This is a genomic window from Psychrobacter sp. S4(2024) (assembly GCF_036861305.1).
In the GTDB taxonomy this organism is placed as follows: domain Bacteria; phylum Pseudomonadota; class Gammaproteobacteria; order Pseudomonadales; family Moraxellaceae; genus Psychrobacter; species Psychrobacter cryohalolentis.
The window spans coordinates 504,435-522,722 of record NZ_JAZAQR010000002.1; the positions used below are offsets into that span (position 1 = coordinate 504,435).

Genomic DNA, 18,288 nt, shown 5'->3' on the forward strand with positions numbered 1-18,288 from the left:
TGCTAGTTTAACAAATTTTGGCCATGGTGGGTGTATTTAGACAGTTACTTACATGCTATTTTGTCAATATTGGGGTTAATTAAAGTAAAATACAGCGATTAATCTTGCACGGTCAAACGTCCTCGATTTTTATCAACGGTTTTTGCGCCAATACCCTTTACCTTTGTCAATTCATCAACCGTTCTAAAACTGCCAAACATCTCACGATATAGGATAATGGCTTGCGCCTTATTGCTACCGATACCATGTAGCAACGTAAGCTCACCTTCTGTTGCTCGATTAATATTAATGATTGACTGCATACGTGCTTGATTTTGCGCTGTCTCTTGCGTCAATAAGTAGTTATAAGCACTTTGGGCATTATCAAAACACGGTGCTGCATTAGCAGCATTAATTGACGTAAAAATCATAGAAAGCATGCCCACTAAATAAAAACCCCTTTTTTGGAGTAGTTTAGGGAGCAAGGTAGCGAGTAAATACTTACTAGGTGCGTTCATGTTGTTTCGCCGTTTCCCATAACGCATCCATCTCATTGATATCGCTGTCTTCTAAACGCTTGCCAGCGGCAGCTAACTGGTCTTCAATATAGCCAAAACGTGATTTGAATTTATGCACACAGGTCAACGTCGCAGTTTCAGCGTCGAGGTTTAGTTTACGGGCGACATTGACCAGCGCAAACATGCAATCGCCAAGCTCTTTTTCAATATCGGCAATATTATCTTGTATCTCGACTTTTGGCTTATCTAAAATCTCAGCCTTTAGCTCGGCAATTTCTTCATTAAGCTTATCGAACGCACCGCTGACGCCTTCCCAATCAAAACCCAGTTTTGACGCCTGTTTTTGCACATCCTGCGCTTGCATCAGCGCGCTGCCTGCTTTGGTATTGTCCAAACGACGCTGTGGTTTACCACGTGCAGCGCGCACTTGTTGTTCCTCCCCCTTAATCTCATCCCAGCGTTCTTTTACCGCGGCTTCATCTTTAAGCGTTTCTGCTTCAAACACATGCGGATGCCGGCGAATCAGCTTTTCTTGTAAAGTGGTAATCACATCACTCATATCAAAGCGCTCTTGTTCAGCGTACATCTGACAATGAAAAACCACTTGCAGCAGCACATCACCAAGCTCGCCTTTAATGTCTTCATCATCATCGCCTTGTACCGCTTCGCCGAGCTCATAGGCTTCTTCAATCGCATACGGAATTAAGCTATGGTTGCTTTGTTTTTTATCCCATGGACAATCTGCTCGCAGCCGTGCCATTAAGGACAACAGATCCGCTAACTCGCCACTTGCTTCTGGCGTTCCTGATACCGGTGTAGGCGCTGTTATTTTATTTTCTAAGCTATTCATAAAAAACACTCTTATATTTTTATTGGTTATTCAATAGAACCCTATTAAGTTTATAACGATTTTGTCGTTAGTGTAGCATTGAACACTGATTAGCTTATAATTGGGTAACCTACTTAATTATCATCTCACTGCTTAAACGCAAGGATTTTATCGTTATGCCCACATCCGATACCAATAATGCCAGCTATGCGACTCAAACCCAGTTCACACCGATTAAAATTGATTCATTTAAAGCTTACGATATCCGCGGCGAGCTTGGTGTCAATCTCGATGAAGCTATCGCTTACCGTATCGGCCATGCCTTTGCGCAAATTTTATTCGAGCGTTATAACAGTGCCGATAATGATGCTACCGCTGAACTGAAAAACTTAAAACCAGCTATCGTTATTGGCAGCGATATTCGCCATTCAAGTGAACAGTTAAAACAAGCGACAATCAAAGGTATGCTAGATGCTGGCGTCGATGTGATTGATTTGGGAATGACAGGTACAGAAGAGGTTTATTTTGCCACCAGTTATTATCAGGCATTAGGCGGTATCGAAGTAACTGCCAGTCATAATCCGATTAACTATAATGGCTTAAAATTGGTCAAAGAGCACTCAAAACCGATTAGCGCCGATGATGGTTTGGCAGAGATTCAAGCGTTAGCAGAATCGGGGCAATTCACCACTGCTAACACCTTAGGCAACCTACAATTACTGACGGATAAGAGCACCTATATCAATCATGTGATGACTTTTATTGATACTGACAAATTAAAACCACTTAAACTGGTTATAAATTCAGGCAATGGCAGCGCCGGTCCCGTGGTTGATTTATTAATCGATAAGTTAGCACAAGCTGGTGCGCCGATTGAAGTGATTAAACTGCATCATGAGCCTGATGGTAGTTTTCCTAATGGCATCCCTAATCCGATGATTTTGGCTAATAGAGCCGCCACTCAGCAAGCGGTGTTAGCACATAAAGCCGACCTTGGCATTGCCTTTGATGGCGATTTTGATCGCTGCTTTTTATTCGATGAATACGGCGAATTTATCGATGGTAGCTATGTCGTTGGGATGCTGGCGCAAGCATTTTTAAATAAGTATGCGGGCGAGTCGATTGTTTATGATCCACGGGTAATTTATAACACCGAAGCCGTCATCCATGAGCATAACGGTAAGGCCGTTATTAGTAAATCTGGGCACTCATTTATCAAGCAGGTGATGCGTGATTCTGGCGCGGTTTATGGTGGCGAGATGTCAGCGCATCATTATTTTCGCGATTTTTTCTACTGCGATAGCGGTATGATTCCTTGGCTGCTGACCATTGAGCTATTATCGATTACCGGTAAAACCTTGTCAGAATTGGTCAGTGGTTATATTGCAGCCTATCCAAGCTCAGGCGAGCTGAACTTTCATCTGACCACGCATGATGCGCAGACGATTATTAGCGCTATCGAAGAAAAGTTTAGTACCGAAAACCCAACCAAATCGATGCTCGATGGTTTGAGTTTAAACTTTGGCGAATGGCGTTTTAACTTACGCGCCTCAAATACTGAACCATTAATTCGGTTAAATATTGAAAGTCGCGGTGATGAGGATTTACTACAGACCAAGACCCAGGAGATTCAACAATGGCTTGCCAGTAAAGGTGCTGTACCTGCTTAACTTCAATAGCTGCAATGCTAAATAAAGACATTCTAAACTTATAAAAATAAAAAAAGCGCCGATTATTTTTTATATTAATCGGCGCTTTTATTTAGCTTTAGTCTAATAACTATTTGTCTACTGAGCTTATTTTATACTTAATAGAAAATCTTATTTAGCGCGACCAATCCCCATATAGTCGCCGACTAGACCATCAATCTGTGTTCGTGACAAGGCATTTTGCGCATCGAATACGGGCATCGCTTGCTCATTAAGCTTAGCAATATCTAGTCTATTTTCTGGTAACCAGCTGATAATAAAGATTGCTTGCGCCTCACTAAGCTGTTGATAAGGATTGTTTATCAATTCAAGCAATGGCTGCTGCTTATAAAGCGCTGCTAGCTCCGTTTGCGCTTTATCGCTATAAACCAGCGTACGAATATTATAAGACCATAATAATGCTAATAATGGATGAATCGCCGACTCTGCCGTCCGTCCTGAGCCCGCCTTATAACTACCGCCCCAAATCATGACCGTTTTATTATCGATAAAACCATCAAAATATTGCCAAAATTTGCGAAATATCAGCTCTTTTTGGTCTTCGTTGATATGGATAACCGATTGCAATAGCGGCATGGCCAAGCTCTGTGCTTGACTTGATTGTTGTAGCTGAAGCAATTCTGTCGGTAGCGTATTACCACCAAACCCCCAGCCCGCCTGCAAGTAGCTACTGCCCACGCGCTCATCAAGCCCCATGATATGGCTGACTTGCTGGATATCGACTTGTTGACTATCCGCCAAGCGCGACATCTCATTCATAAAACTGACCCGCGTTGCGAGCATCGCCATGATGCTACTACGAGCAAATTCGATAGTCGCGATATTGGCATAATGAGTAGCACGCGCATGCTGCATTAATGGCTGTAGCATACTCAAATGATGACGACTATTAGAGGTTTTTTCACCGAGTAGCCATAGTGACGGATTTAACATAGAGCTATAAGCGTCGCCATCTTTTAAGAAAACGAACGGTAGATAATAGACCCAAGCACGCTTTAAGCGCTGAGACAATGCATCTATAGTGCCAAGCTGCTTAATGCCACTCATCATGAGCGGTTGTGTCTGCTGTTGACTGTGATTAAAAGCGGTAAGCCAATCATCCTCTACCCATACCGAATCGACACTGTCTAAAAACAACCAATATAGGATTACTGATTTTGGTTGTTTTACCTCTTGCTGCTCGTCGATAGCCTTCGTATTGCTATGACCTGCTACTTCATAAAGCTGTATAAGCTTATCAGCGGTATTAGGCAGTGCAAAACTCATAATGTGCTGTTGCTGCGTATACATTTGCCATAGTGCCTGCAAATGATGCTCAAAGCCATATTGATGTAGCTGCTGCGCCAATATCTCTTGGTCTGCGTATAAATGCACTTGCTGACCAAGACTTGCCAGTACGACAGCACTGGTCACCGCCTCAATACTATGACCAATAAGTACGCAGACAGCAGATTTTTTTGCCAAATAACTAAACGAATTGGATTCAGATTGGGGCATATTTTTATCCATAGTCTCGGCGCTCATGAGTGTACCTTTAATGGTTATTAATATAGCAGCGCTCTCAAGAAAGCTGTTTGATGTGTTTTAATAGCTGATTGGTTGAGGTATCGAATGGTGCGTTGCCCTCTTGCTGCATCGCATCATGAACGGACTCTGCCATCTGCTTACCCATCTCAACGCCCCATTGATCAAATGGATTGATATCCCAGATACTAGCCATGACATAAACCTTATGCTCATAAAGCGCGATTAACGCCCCTAAACTATGCGGGGTAAGTTCATCAATCAGCAAGGTTGTAGAAGGCTGGTTGCCTCGGTAGTATTTATATTTATCAGCATCGCAAGCAATTTGACCATCCGTTTCAGCGATAGCAGCATTACCAAAAGCCAGTACACGGCTTTGAGCCAAACAATTGGCTAAAGACAGTTCATGCTGCTGTTGTAGTGGCGTATTTTTTGCCTCATCACTGTAGCGACGTACACAAGCGATAAAATCACAAGAGACTTGCTGCGTTCCTTGATGTAGCAGCTGATAAAAAGCATGTTGGGCATTGGAACCAATTTCACCCCAAAGAATAGGACAGGTATCATAATCAATACGATCACCATGCTGGGTCACCGATTTACCATTACTTTCCATCTCTAGCTGAGTTAAATAACTGGGTAAATAGCTTAAGCGCCCATCATAAGGCAGCACAGTATGAGCATTTACCTGCAAAAAGGTGCTATTCCAAACTGCGATTAAGCCCAATAATACTGGTAAGTTTTCTGCAAAATCCGCCTGCGCAAAATGCTCATCCATACTATGCGCGCCTGCCAACAGCTCTTTAAACCCAGACATACCGATACGAATAGCTATGGCAAGACCAATCGCTGACCATAAAGAAAAACGACCCCCTACCCATTCCCAAAGCTGCAACTGGTGCTCAGGATGAATACCCCAAGCACTCATTTTTTCACTATTGGCCGAGATACCGATGAAATGACGACGCAATACACTGTCTTCAGTGCCCGCACGCAGCTTTGCGGTTGCAAGCAGCCATAATAGTGCCGTTTTGGCATTGGATAAGGTATCAATGGTACCAAAAGATTTAGATGAGATAATAAATAAAGTGGTTTCAGGATTTAGATGTTTTAGCAAATTATCCAGCTGCGTGCCATCCATATTGGAGACAAAATGGACCTCAACACAGGTATCTGCCCACTCATCAAGGGCAGTGGTTGCCATCAGTGGCCCTAAGTCAGAACCCCCTACACCGATATTAACAACATCTGTAATTGCTTTACCTGAAAACCCGCGCCATGTCCCACTGCGTACACGCTCAGATAAGCGTTCAACTTGCCCCAAACTTTGATGGACATCAGCGACTACATCTTGCGTATCAAGTTGTAAGTTTGCTGTGGTGGGCAATCGTAGTGCAGTATGCAAAGCGGCACGTTCTTCACTGGTATTCACCATCGCCCCTTGCAGCAAGGACTGAATACGAGTGGACAATTCACAACTATTTGCCAGATTTAATAAACTTTCTAGCACAGTATCATCTAGACATTGCTTGCTGTAGTCCATATACAGCGCCCCACTTTGAGCACTAAAACGTTGGGTACGCGTATTATCTTGTGCAAACAAGGCAGCTAATGACCACTTCGACTCAGCTGCTGCCTTCAGCTTCTGCCAATATTTAGAATGGCGGGCACTGCTATAGACTTTATTGTTTTTTGTATCGTTCATTAACTACTCTTCATCGGCTAGTTGCTGCTGAGCGAAATATATAAAAGCTTGCATATAAGAGCGCATATCGCCAGCATCATAACTGTTACCACGCATGGTCGTGACATTGACACCATACTCACTGATAAGCGCATCAATAGCATCCGTCAGTTGAATTTCTCCGCCAACTGAGGCTTGGGTATTAGCCAGATAATCAAAAATATGATAACTAAAGACATAACGACCGACCACAGCGAGTCTTGATGGCGCATCAGACAGATTTGGCTTTTCTACAAAACCTGCCACTTTAAAACTGACATTCTCATCTGTTTTATCATCTATATCGCCCTCATCCATAAGCGCTTCACTTAATTGAGCGATACCATATTTGTGCACGTCTTCATCGGCTACTTTATCGACCAATATTTGCGAATGGTTATCTTCAGCAAAAGCGTCAATCATAAACGCCAAATTGTCAGCAGACATATCACCATTAAAAGGATCAAGCACCACATCTGGCAGCAGTACTGCAAAATCATGCTCACCAATGATTGGGCGTGCGGCAAGCACCGCATGACCTAAACCCAATGGCTGACCCTGACGTATCATCGATATAGTCACATCATTTGGTAGCCAGTTTAAGCTGTCTGCTAGCTCGTTCTTACCTTTAACACGCAATTGATTGTCAAGCTCGGCATTGAGATCAAAGTAATTTTCAATAGCACTTTTTTGTGCATGACCAACCAAGACAATGTGCTTAATACCAGCAGCAATGGCTTCTGCCACCACATAATGGATGGCAGGACGATTACCAAGCGGCAATAGCTCTTTAGGTACGGATTTAGACAATGGCAACATACGAGTACCAAAGCCTGCAACGGGTATCACCGCGTGAGTAATTTTTTTCATAAGGATTAATACATACTTAATAAGAATGGATAAGGGTTTGTTTTCTATAATACTTATATTGAGTTATAACCATTTGGATTTATGCTTTGCCAACGCCATGTATCTTGACACATATCAGTAATAGATAAGCTTGCCTTCCATCCTAATAACTCTTGTGCTTTATCAGCACTAGCATAGCAACTGGCAATATCACCAGCTCGTCGCCCAACAAACTGAAAAGGAATATCTTTAGCTGATACGGCAGAAAACGCTCTAACTAACTCTAATACAGACGTTCCCTTACCTGATCCTAAATTGATCGGAAGAAAACCTAAGCTTTGCTTTTGCTGCTTTAAATAATTGAGCGCGGCGACATGACCTTGTGCGAGGTCAGTTACATGTATAAAGTCACGCACACCCGTACCATCTACCGTAGCATAGTCATCGCCAAAAATGCTTAATTTATCAAGCTTGCCGACCGCGACTTGTGAGATATATGGCATTAAATTATTTGGAATATCATTGGGATCTTCGCCAATTTGTCCAGATGGGTGCGCGCCAACAGGATTAAAATACCTCAAAGGAATAAGGCTCCAGCTGTTATCTGATAGTGCTAAATCTTCTAGAACATGCTCAACCGTAAGCTTACTCTGTCCATAAGGATTGGTACAGGAGCGTGGAGAGTCTTCATTAATGGGCAGAATTTCAGGATCACCATAGACCGTAGCTGATGAAGAAAAGACTAGTTTTTTAACCTCATATTCAGCCATGATTTTAAGTAAGGTAATCGTACCACTCACATTATTATCATAATACATCAAGGGTTTAGCGACAGATTCGCCCACCGCTTTTAAGCCAGCAAAATGAATCACGCCAAAAAATCGATGGGCGACAAATACTTGCCTGAGTGAATCAGCATCACGAATGTCGCCTTCGATAAAGTCGATAGGCTGCCCAATAAGGCTAGAAACACGATTTACTGCCTCAAAACTGCTGTTAGATAAATTGTCATATATCACCACCTCGTAGCCTGCTTCATGCAGTGCAATACAAGTATGTGAACCGATATATCCTGCGCCTCCAGTCACTAATATTTTATTTTTATAATTTTCCATATTGATATCCAAAGCAATTTTCAAACAAAAAAAGACACCCCATTGTAGGGGTGCCTTCATTATTTTTCAACGTCATTTGAGTATTAACAGTCAGTTAGCTACTGATACTACCAACCTGTCACTTCTTTTAGCTTCTCGCCCAATTTTGATGGGTCACGCGTGTAAGCAATACCTGCCGCTTCAAACGCTTTAAATTTATCTTCAGCTGTACCTTGACCGCCAGAGATGATAGCGCCGGCATGACCCATACGCTTACCTTCAGGAGCAGTTACACCAGCAATATAACCAACAACTGGCTTAGTTACATGGTCTTTGATATAAGCGGCTGCTTCTTCTTCAGCAGTACCACCGATTTCACCGATTAGGATAATCGCTTCAGTTTGTGGATCTTCTTGGAACAATTTCAATGCATCAATCTGGTTCATACCAGGGATCGGATCGCCACCGATACCGATACAGGTTGATTGACCAAAACCAAGTTTAGTAGTTTGAGCAACGGCTTCATAAGTCAAAGTACCAGAGCGTGAGATAATACCCACTTTACCTGGCAAATGGATATGACCTGGCATGATGCCGATTTTGCACTGACCTGGGGTGATAACGCCTGGGCAGTTAGGACCGATTAGACGTACATCGCCTGCTGTTTCAAGGTAGCGTTTGGCTTTTAGCATATCAAGCGTTGGTACGCCTTCAGTGATCACAACAATCAGCTTCACACCAGCGTCAATTGCTTCGATGATAGAATCTAGTACAAAAGGAGCTGGTACATAGATAACAGAAGCGTCTGCTTGGGTGGCTGCCATTGCTTCAGACATGGTGTTGAATACTGGCAAACCTAGGTGCGTTTGACCGCCTTTACCAGGGGTTACGCCGCCAACAACTTTTGTACCATATTCGATAGCTTGTTCTGAGTGGAACGTACCATTTTTACCGGTAAAACCTTGCACCAATACTTTGGTGTCTTTATCAATTAATACACTCATTATCTTATCCTTGTATGCGGTTGTCTGGTAGGCGCTTGCCTATCCTGCTACGTTAAATGTTAACGTCGGTAGAATAACAGCAAACACCTTATACTCTTGAGCAATTAAGCTTTAACAGCGTCAACAATTTTTTGAGCGGCGTCTGATAAACCTTGAGCTGAGATCAATTTCAGACCAGATTCTTCTAGAATTTGTGCGCCAAGCTCAGCATTGTTACCCTCTAAACGGACAACAACTGGTACTTTGACGTCAACTTCTTTGATCGCAGCGATAATAGCTTCTGCAATCATGTCACAACGTACGATACCACCGAAGATGTTGATCAGAACACCTTCAACGCTGCTGTCTTCAAGAATGATCTTGAAGGCTTCAACAACGCGATCTTTAGTTGCACCGCCGCCAACGTCCAAGAAGTTAGCAGGCTTGCCGCCGTACAATTTGATGATGTCCATCGTAGCCATTGCAAGACCAGCACCGTTTACCATACAACCGATATTGCCTTCTAGGGCAACATAGTTTAGATCAAACTCAGCCGCTTTAAGCTCACGCTCATTTTCTTGTGATTTGTCTTGTAGCGCAGCAATCTTAGGCAAACGATATAAAGCGTTTGAGTCAATACCAATTTTGCCATCAACACAAACGATCTCGCCATTTTCGCGAACCGCTAATGGGTTGATTTCAAGTAAATCAATGTCGTTTTCAACGAATGCTTGATAAGCACCAGACATCAATTTAACGAATTGATTGATTTGCTTGCCTTCAAGACCCAATTTAAACGCGACTTCACGCGCTTGGAATGGCAATAAACCAACTAATGGATCAATATTTACTTTAAAGATTTTTTCAGGGGTTTCTTCTGCAACTTTCTCAATCTCAACACCGCCTTCCGTTGATGCCATAAACGTCACGCGACGTGAAGAGCGGTCAACAACAGCGCCAAGATATAGCTCGGTTTGTACTGGATACATATCTTCTGCAACCAAAACGAAATTCACTGGTTGACCAGCGGCATCGGTTTGATACGTTACAAGGTTTTTACCGATAAGCTCATCAGTCACTTGCTTCGCTTCTTCACGAGTCTTAACCAGTTTCACGCCGCCCGCTTTACCGCGACCACCAGCATGAACCTGCGCTTTGATGACTGCGATATCAGTTGGGGTTTTGTCAAAAGCTGCCGCTGCTTCGTCGCCACTGTAGGCAATGATGCCTTCTTGAATTGGCAAGCCATAGCTTTTCAATAGCTCTTTTGCTTGATACTCATGTAAATTCATTGATTGAATCCTTTATTTTTACCATTAATAAAAAATGAAAACTCATACATCGTAGAATGCTCTACTGTATTTTAGACCAACGCAGCATTCAAAATAGCTATTCGAACAATGCGATGGTCATGTCATCATCTAATAACCATTTAAGACACTTAACATATCTTTATACAAATATTTTTAGCCATTAAAATTATTTACGTTTTTTACGCTGAATCGCGTGAATCGCACGACCATCCGCAGACAATGCTGCTTCATGGACGGCTTCAGAGATCGTTGGATGCGCAAACGTCATCAACTGCAAATCTTCGATGCTTGATACAAATTCCATCGCAATCATACCTTGATGGACGATATCGCCTGCACCAGCAGAAATCGCATGCATGCCTAATAAACGATCTGTTTTGGCATCAGCAACGACTTTGATAGAGCCTTGAGCTTCACTTTGAGCAAGAGCACGACCGTTTGCAGCTAGGTTAAATGAACCTGTTTTGACTTCATAACCGGCGGCTTCTGCTTCTTGCTCTGTCAAACCAACCCATGCGATTTCTGGATGCGTATAGATGACGTTGATGATAGTGTCATAGTTAACTTGAGCTTTTTCGCCATGAATACGCTCAACAGCCATCATGCCTTCTTCCATAGCTTTATGCGCAAGCATAGGACCGCGTACCAAATCACCGATAGCATAAACGCCATCAAGATTGGTTTTGCACTGATCATTGACATCAATCAAACCGCGTTCGGTCAATTGAATACCACTGTCGTCGCCAAGTAATTTTTCAGAATAAGCACGGCGACCGACACAAACGATCAGCTTATCAAAGCTCTCTTCACTAGATTCGCCTTTGGTTTCACTAGTAACGATGACTTGATCGCCTTGCACTTCAGCATTGGTCACTTTGGTATCGACACGGATATCAAGACCTTGCTTTTTCAGCATTTTGCCCGCTTCTTTAGCGATGTCTTTGTCAGCAGCAGCCAAGAAGCTAGGTAGTGCTTCATATACCACAACTTCTGAACCTAGACGACGCCATACTGAACCAAGCTCAAGACCGATAACACCAGCACCGATTACGCCTAAACGCTTAGGTACAGCAGTGAAGTCAAGCGCGCCAGTAGAGTCAACGATACGATCGCCGTCATTTTTGGCAACTGGAATATCAATCGGTACTGAACCAGCTGCAAGAATCACGTTTTTAGCAGTGATAGTCGTTTCTGCTTCATCAGCAAGGGCGGTAAATTTAACTTTTTTATCAGCACCTTTACCATCTTCTAATGTGCCCCAGCCTTGTAGCCAGTCAACCCCATTACCTTTCAATAACGCAGCAACACCGCCAGTCAACTGCTTAACGATGCCTTCTTTACGAGCAATCATTTGCTCGATATCGATAGCAACATCACCAGTAGTAATACCATGCTCATTAAGGTCGTGCTTAGTCGCTTCATAGCGATGTGAGCTATCAAGCAATGCTTTTGATGGGATACAACCGACGTTTAAGCAAGTACCGCCAAGTGCAGGCTCGCCTTTATAAACGCGTTTTTCGATACAAGCGACGCTCATGCCAAGCTGTCCTGCACGGATTGCTGCTTCATAACCACCAGGTCCGCCGCCGATGACGACTAAATCATAACTGTCTTTCATAATACGTTCCTATTTTAATTTTAGTTTAATGTTAGGTATCATATAAACCAATTTTATCTCGTTAGTAAACCATCGACTTATCCATTCGATAACCAATACGATATCTAAATGCTAGATAATAGATGCGTTTAAAAAGACGATAAAGATGGCTGCTGAGTATTCTTAGCTCATTGCTCATAAGATAGAACTGAAAAAGCTAAAAGGCATTAAAAGATAATCTATACAAAGCTAAAAAGCTTGTATCAGTCATTACTAATACAAGCCTAAAAACTTAAAGATCTAAAAGTAGCATAGTAGGGTCTTCAACCAATTCTTTCAGTGTTACTAAGAATTGTACCGCTTCTTTACCATCAATCATACGATGGTCATAAGACAGGGCAAGATACATCATTGGCAAGATTTTAACTTCACCATTAACTGCCATAGGGCGGTCATTGATAGCATGCATACCCAAGATAGCTGTTTGTGGTGGGTTCAAGATAGGTGTTGACATCAGTGAACCAAATACACCACCGTTTGAGATGGTAAATGTACCGCCAACCATGTCTTCTAGACCAAGTTTGCCTTCTTGTGCTTTACCACCAAATTCACGAATCTTGGCTTCAACATCTGCCATGCTCATGCGATCAGTATCACGCAGTACTGGTACGACTAGACCACGGTTAGAAGATACGGCAACACCGATGTCATAGTAACCATGATAAACGATATCATCACCGTCTAATGATGCATTCACAGCTGGATAGCGTTTTAGTGCTTCAGTCGCCGCTTTTACAAATAACGACATAAAGCCTAAACGTGTACCATGACGCTTTTCAAACTGATCTTTATACTTAGTACGCATGTCCATCAACGGTTTCATGTTGACTTCGTTAAACGTCGTTAACATTGCTGTTTCTTGAGAAGCAGCTAGCAGACGATTCGCGATTGTTTTACGTAGACGTGTCATTGGTACGCGTTTTTCAGTACGCTCGCCAACTGCTTCAGCAACAGGACGACCACTATCAGAAGTGATTGAGCTGTCCGCTTTCAACGTTGGGTTTGACATGTCAGTTTTAGTCACACGACCGCCGCGACCACTACCTTCGACGTTTTTAGGATCTACGCCAGACTCTTTGGCTGCTTTACGCACTGCAGGGCTTTGATCTTTATGATCAGATTCAGCAGACGCTTGTACTGGCTCGCCGCCATCTGTTGCTTGCTTAGGTTGTACTGGCGCAGCTGGTTGATCTGGATCAACGGCAGGAGCATCTTCAGCACTGGCGCTAGCACCAGCTTCAAATTCGGCAATCAGCTCATCAGACAATACGGTGTCATCTACTTGCTTAACGATTCGGGTTACAACACCGTTATCAGGCGCGACCACTTCTAATACAACTTTATCAGTTTCGATTTCAGCTAATAGGTCATCACGGTTTACTTGCTGACCTTCAGTGACATGCCATTCAACGATTGTACCATCGGCAACCGATTCTGGAAAAACGGGGGCTTTAATTTCAGCCATCGATATACTCCTTAGATTTGGATATTACTATTTATAATTAAGTCGTGATAGGCAGTCAGTGCCATTTAAAATGTGATATTTAAATTGTCTCACTGGGTACTGACTGTCATCGCCTGATTCATTGATTACATACAATCTGTTATTTAGATGAGCTATTAAATAGACAGCTCATCTACACTGATACCAAGACCACCAGCGATTAAATCTTGTTGTTGCTTAACGTGTAATTTTGCTGATCCTGTCGCAGGCGCTGCACTTGCAGGACGTGCAACTGGCTCCATCACTTTTGCTCTGGTTGGATGCGGTACAACAATGCGGAACATATGCGGTGCTAAGTAATACCAAGCGCCTTGGTTCAAAGGCTCCTCTTGCGTCCAAACGATTTCTTTTAAGTTGCTGTATTTTTCAATTTCAGCAATTAAGCGTTTTTCTGGTAAAGGATAGAGTTGCTCAATACGAACGATTGCTACATGGTCTAGACCTAAAGCACGGCGCTGCTCAAGCAAGTCATAATAAACTTTACCGCCACATAGCACCATACGAGTCACATTGTCCGGATTTTGCTGATCCATCTCTGGCAACACGGTTTCAAACTTACCATTTGCCAATTCTTCTAATTGAGAAGTTGCAAGCTTATGACGTAGCAAGCTTTTTGGCGACATCACGATTAACGGTTTACGAATCGGGCGAACCGCTTGACGACGTAGCGCATGATAAATCTGTGCAGGCGTCGTTGGTGTGATGACTTGCATGTTGTCTTCAGCACATAACTGCAAGAAGCGCTCAAGACGGGCTGATGAATGCTCAGGACCTTGACCTTCGAAGCCATGCGGCAATAACATGGTTAAGCCGCAAACGCGCTGCCATTTGGTCTCGCCACTCGCGATGAATTGGTCGATAACTACTTGAGCACCGTTAACAAAATCACCGAACTGAGCTTCCCAAACAACCAATGCATTTGGCACCGTGGTCGCATAACCATATTCAAAAGCTAGTACCGCTTCTTCTGATAGCAATGAATTATAAGTGGCAAAGCGTGCTTGATCTTCACTCAGGTGAGCAAGTGGCACATACATGCTGCCATCTTCAATATTATATAGCTCGCTATGACGATGTGAGAACGTACCACGCCCTACATCTTCACCAGTAATACGTACCAGCACTTTATCATTATCAACCAGTGATGCGTATGCCAATGTCTCAGCTGCACCCCAGTTTAAGGGCTCTTCGCCAGTTTGCATCGCTAAGCGCTGCTCAACCACTTTTTGTACTTGGCGCTGTAGTTTGTAACCTTCAGGCATTTGTGCCATACGGCGACCATAGCCTTTCAACACTTCGATGTCGACACTGGTATCCCAATCATCAACCAAATCGTGACCCAAGTAAGGTTTCCAATCGACAAATAGCTGCTCGTTAGGCTCGTTTACTAATGAATTGGCAACATATTCACCGCGGTCTAATGATTCACGATACTCATCTTCTAAACGCGTTTCATCTTCTTTACTCAGCAAACCTTCTTCGATTAACTGTTTTGCGTAAATAGTACGAGTCGTTGGTAGCTTTTTGATCACTGCATACATGAGTGGTTGAGTCGCTGAAGGCTCATCCGCCTCATTATGACCGTTACGGCGATAGCAGAAGAGATCTATAATGATGTCTTTGTCAAACTCATGACGATAATCTAACGCCAATTGCGCGGCAAATACCACAGACTCAGGATCATCACCGTTGACATGCAAAATTGGCGCATGAACCATTTTTGCCACATCAGTACAGTATTCAGTTGAGCGTGCATCTTCTTGACGGCTGGTGGTAAAACCAACTTGGTTATTAATCACAATATGGATGGTGCCGCCCGTCGTATACGCACGGGTTTGTGACATCTGAAATGTCTCTTGTACCACGCCTTGACCAGCAAACGCTGCATCACCATGAATGACGATTGGCAATACTGAATTGCCCGTCTTATTTTCATGAAGTGGCTGATCATTACGACGTACTTGACGCGCACGTACTGAGCCTTGTAATACTGGCGCAACGATTTCAAGATGTGACGGGTTAAATGCCAACGCTAAATGCGCCTCCCCACCTGGTGTCATCACGTTCGATGAAAAACCATTGTGATATTTTACGTCGCCTGAACCTTTTTCGGGCTGTACTTTACCATCGAATTCATCAAACAAATCGGCAGGGTTTTTACCCAAGATATTGACCAATAAGTTTAAACGCCCTCGATGCGCCATACCAATGACCATCTCTTTTGTACCATAACCGCCAGCACGTTGGATGATTTCATTGATAGCTGGAATAAAGCTCTCCCCACCTTCCAAACCAAAACGCTTCACGCCGGTATATTTACGCGCAAGGTACTTCTCTAAACCTTCCGCTGCGGTCAAACGCTCAAGAATAGACAAGCGCTTTTCTTGATCAAATTTGATATGACCCAGATTGGTTTCTAAATATTTTTCCATCCAGCGTTTTTCGGTACTGGTAGTCACGTGCATATATTCTGTACCGATATAACGGCAATAGACGCGCTCCATGATTTCAATGATTTCACGTAACGGTGCTTCATTTTTACCGATATTTAGATCATTAGTAGGAAATACCGTATCTAGATCCGCGTCAGAAAGATTGTGATAGGCAAGGGTCAAATCCTCTACTTCCGCACGTGGGTGTAGACTTAATGGATCTAACTGCGCTCGGCGATGACCGCGACGACGGTAAGCTGAGATGAGCTGCTGTACGCCCATTTGCTTATTGTCACCAACATTGTTGCTATGACGAGTAGTCGCGCTACTGGTGTCGGTGCTGACCTTATTAGCCGTCTGATTACGCGCTAATAATAAAAACTGGTCTTTAATGGCGTTATGCGGCGCATCATTTGGCGATTTGTATTGTTCAAAATACGTTTGCCAATCGCTGCCAACACTATTAGGATCTTCTAGGTATTGCTCGTAGAGAATATCAATATAATTGGCGTTATCAGCGGCCAACTCTGTTTGATCTACGCTCGCTGCTTCTTTAGTTATACTATTCATAATAATCGTCTATTTGATAGATAAATGAATGGAATCGTGCTTATTATTGTAAAATCTGTTGTATACAGGCGGCTCAGCTATTGAATAAATAGCCTTTTAACAATGAACAATCAACATAGAACACCATTCAAATTATTTGTGAACGTTCAGTTTTCTGATGTCGCTCGTCGCAAAACATTAATTTATATATAATGCTACAAGTTATAACTAAATTGTTATTTATAGCATTTTTTTAATTTTTTTTTGTTCAGCTGGCTTATTTACAAGCCATTTCTGCTGAATAACTTGGCTATTGTAGCTCTACAATGACTATTTGACAAATGATACACTGCCGTATAGCGTAACATGGCAACAATTGCAGCCATAGTTTGTTTGTTCAATACTAAGTATTTACACAATGAATATCTATTATCACTTTACGCAATTCATAGGTGATTGACTTCCTGCATATTCACACATTACTGCTATGCATCCGTTTTAACCTCAGTATTATATACCTTCTATCATCGTCATTCACCCCTATAATCTTATAATAACCATGCATTTTTTATGCTTAGCCATTACTACTTATAATTATATAGGCAGATGGAGCAGATAACAGGTTGTCTTACATATAAGCAACGTATTGTTAGTATGGCCTTACTTGCCATGATTATTCTGATGCAAATTCAAATATTGTTCTAAGACGACTTAACAAGCATGGTGACTTTACGCTATTGTTTTGCTTATTTTAACGAATAAAAAACACCACCTTATCTTAGGTGGTGTTTTTTTATAGCGCTATTATAAAGCTAATTGAGGCTAAAAGGTATATTAACCTGCTTGATCAAGCAACAAATTACGAAGATGACCGATAGCTTTGGTTGGATTCAAGCCTTTTGGACATACTGATACGCAGTTCATGATACCGCGGCAACGAAATAAGCTGAATGGATCGTCTAAACGAGCCAGACGCGCGCGCGTATCACTATCACGGCTGTCAGAAACAAAACGATCAGCATGCAGTAGTGCTGATGGTCCTAAGAACTTATCAGGATTCCACCAGAATGACGGGCAGCTGGTTGAACAGCAGGCACATAAGATACATTCATATAAACCATTTAGCTTGTCACGTTGCTCAGGTGACTGCAAGCGCTCAGTCGCAGGCGCTGGCTGATCGTTAATTAAGAATGGATGTACTTTTTCGTACTGCTCGTAGAATTGGTTCATATCAACGACCAAATCACGAACCACTGGCAAACCTGGTAACGGACGAACGGTTACTTTTTCTGGCAAAGTATTCATGTTGATCAAACATGCTAGACCATTTTTACCGTTAATATTCATGCCATCAGAGCCACAGATGCCTTCACGGCACGAGCGACGGAAGGTAAGAGTTTCATCTTCCTTCTTTAGGCGTAATAGCACGTCAAGCAACATACGATCTGAGTCTAGTAGCTCAATCGTATAAGTTTGCATGCGCGGCGCTGCGTCCAGATCAGGATCGTAGCGATAGATTTCGATGGTGCGAGTACCTCGGGTCATAATGCTAAACTCCACACGTCGGTGATGGCGGGTATACAAGGATTGCAACATAGTCGCGCTGGCTATTAATCTGTACTGAC

Annotated in this window: 13 protein-coding genes; 1 reads left to right on the forward strand and 12 read right to left on the reverse strand. The window is 42.8% G+C overall.

Annotation, left to right across the window (positions count from 1 at the left end):
- Positions 1 to 98: 98 nt before the first annotated feature.
- Positions 99 to 410, reverse strand: coding sequence for a ComEA family DNA-binding protein (locus VLA57_RS07065; RefSeq protein ID WP_227500748.1), 312 nt, complete (start codon positions 408 to 410; stop codon positions 99 to 101).
- Between the two features lie 73 nt (positions 411 to 483).
- The gene (gene mazG / locus VLA57_RS07070) at positions 484 to 1,347 is read right to left on the reverse strand and encodes a nucleoside triphosphate pyrophosphohydrolase (protein ID WP_333954714.1); all 864 of its coding nucleotides are present in this window, start codon (positions 1,345 to 1,347) and stop codon (positions 484 to 486) included.
- Between the two features lie 155 nt (positions 1,348 to 1,502).
- On the opposite strand from mazG, the gene VLA57_RS07075 reads away from it, so the two are divergent.
- The gene (locus VLA57_RS07075) at positions 1,503 to 2,996 is read left to right on the forward strand and encodes a phosphomannomutase CpsG (RefSeq protein ID WP_333954715.1); all 1,494 of its coding nucleotides are present in this window, start codon (positions 1,503 to 1,505) and stop codon (positions 2,994 to 2,996) included.
- A gap of 150 nt (positions 2,997 to 3,146) precedes the next feature.
- Here VLA57_RS07075 and VLA57_RS07080 read toward each other — a convergent pair whose 3' ends face one another.
- The 10 genes from VLA57_RS07080 to VLA57_RS07125 all read right to left on the reverse strand — a co-directional run bounded on the left by VLA57_RS07080 (position 3,147) and on the right by VLA57_RS07125 (position 18,208).
- Positions 3,147 to 4,559 carry a UDP-glucose/GDP-mannose dehydrogenase family protein gene (locus VLA57_RS07080; RefSeq protein WP_442968864.1) on the reverse strand — a complete coding sequence of 471 codons (1,413 nt, stop codon included), beginning with the start codon at positions 4,557 to 4,559 and terminating at the stop codon, positions 3,147 to 3,149.
- Between the two features lie 37 nt (positions 4,560 to 4,596).
- Positions 4,597 to 6,264 (reverse strand): glucose-6-phosphate isomerase, encoded by a 1,668-nt coding sequence (pgi, locus tag VLA57_RS07085; protein ID WP_263241045.1) that lies wholly within the window; start codon positions 6,262 to 6,264, stop codon positions 4,597 to 4,599.
- A gap of 3 nt (positions 6,265 to 6,267) precedes the next feature.
- Positions 6,268 to 7,152, reverse strand: coding sequence for a UTP--glucose-1-phosphate uridylyltransferase (locus tag VLA57_RS07090; RefSeq protein WP_263241047.1), 885 nt, complete (start codon positions 7,150 to 7,152; stop codon positions 6,268 to 6,270).
- A gap of 53 nt (positions 7,153 to 7,205) precedes the next feature.
- Complete coding sequence (gene galE / locus VLA57_RS07095) at positions 7,206 to 8,246, reverse strand: UDP-glucose 4-epimerase GalE (protein WP_041752904.1); 1,041 nt, start codon at positions 8,244 to 8,246, stop codon at positions 7,206 to 7,208.
- 107 nt (positions 8,247 to 8,353) lie between these two features.
- A complete protein-coding gene (sucD, locus tag VLA57_RS07100; RefSeq protein ID WP_011512490.1) occupies positions 8,354 to 9,229 on the reverse strand; it encodes a succinate--CoA ligase subunit alpha in 876 nt (291 codons plus the stop codon).
- A 104-nt stretch (positions 9,230 to 9,333) separates the two neighbouring features.
- Positions 9,334 to 10,500, reverse strand: a complete 1,167-nt coding sequence (gene sucC / locus VLA57_RS07105; protein WP_011512489.1) for an ADP-forming succinate--CoA ligase subunit beta — start codon at positions 10,498 to 10,500, stop codon at positions 9,334 to 9,336.
- A 187-nt stretch (positions 10,501 to 10,687) separates the two neighbouring features.
- A complete protein-coding gene (gene lpdA, locus VLA57_RS07110; RefSeq protein ID WP_333954717.1) occupies positions 10,688 to 12,139 on the reverse strand; it encodes a dihydrolipoyl dehydrogenase in 1,452 nt (483 codons plus the stop codon).
- 271 nt (positions 12,140 to 12,410) lie between these two features.
- Entirely contained in the window at positions 12,411 to 13,643 is a 1,233-nt protein-coding gene (gene odhB / locus VLA57_RS07115; RefSeq protein WP_333954718.1) for a 2-oxoglutarate dehydrogenase complex dihydrolipoyllysine-residue succinyltransferase, read from the reverse strand.
- Positions 13,644 to 13,798: 155 nt separating this feature from the next.
- Complete coding sequence (locus VLA57_RS07120) at positions 13,799 to 16,684, reverse strand: 2-oxoglutarate dehydrogenase E1 component (protein ID WP_333954719.1); 2,886 nt, start codon at positions 16,682 to 16,684, stop codon at positions 13,799 to 13,801.
- Between the two features lie 813 nt (positions 16,685 to 17,497).
- Positions 17,498 to 18,208 (reverse strand): succinate dehydrogenase iron-sulfur subunit, encoded by a 711-nt coding sequence (locus VLA57_RS07125; protein WP_333954720.1) that lies wholly within the window; start codon positions 18,206 to 18,208, stop codon positions 17,498 to 17,500.
- Between the last annotated feature and the right edge of the window lie 80 nt (positions 18,209 to 18,288).

Bases quoted from the DNA above. Each gene is read 5' to 3' on its own strand.
- galE (WP_041752904.1), bottom strand. From the start codon at position 8,246: ATGGAAAATTATAAAAATAAAATATTAGTGACTGGAGGCGCAGGATAT.
- VLA57_RS07090 (WP_263241047.1), bottom strand. From the start codon at position 7,152: ATGAAAAAAATTACTCACGCGGTGATACCCGTTGCAGGCTTTGGTACT.
- lpdA (WP_333954717.1), bottom strand. From the start codon at position 12,139: ATGAAAGACAGTTATGATTTAGTCGTCATCGGCGGCGGACCTGGTGGT.
- sucD (WP_011512490.1), bottom strand. From the start codon at position 9,229: ATGAGTGTATTAATTGATAAAGACACCAAAGTATTGGTGCAAGGTTTT.
- VLA57_RS07065 (WP_227500748.1), bottom strand. From the start codon at position 410: ATGATTTTTACGTCAATTAATGCTGCTAATGCAGCACCGTGTTTTGAT.
- VLA57_RS07080 (WP_442968864.1), bottom strand. From the start codon at position 4,559: ATGAGCGCCGAGACTATGGATAAAAATATGCCCCAATCTGAATCCAAT.
- pgi (WP_263241045.1), bottom strand. From the start codon at position 6,264: ATGAACGATACAAAAAACAATAAAGTCTATAGCAGTGCCCGCCATTCT.
- VLA57_RS07075 (WP_333954715.1), top strand. From the start codon at position 1,503: ATGCCCACATCCGATACCAATAATGCCAGCTATGCGACTCAAACCCAG.
- VLA57_RS07120 (WP_333954719.1), bottom strand. From the start codon at position 16,684: ATGAATAGTATAACTAAAGAAGCAGCGAGCGTAGATCAAACAGAGTTG.
- VLA57_RS07125 (WP_333954720.1), bottom strand. From the start codon at position 18,208: ATGACCCGAGGTACTCGCACCATCGAAATCTATCGCTACGATCCTGAT.
- sucC (WP_011512489.1), bottom strand. From the start codon at position 10,500: ATGAATTTACATGAGTATCAAGCAAAAGAGCTATTGAAAAGCTATGGC.
- mazG (WP_333954714.1), bottom strand. From the start codon at position 1,347: ATGAATAGCTTAGAAAATAAAATAACAGCGCCTACACCGGTATCAGGA.
- odhB (WP_333954718.1), bottom strand. From the start codon at position 13,643: ATGGCTGAAATTAAAGCCCCCGTTTTTCCAGAATCGGTTGCCGATGGT.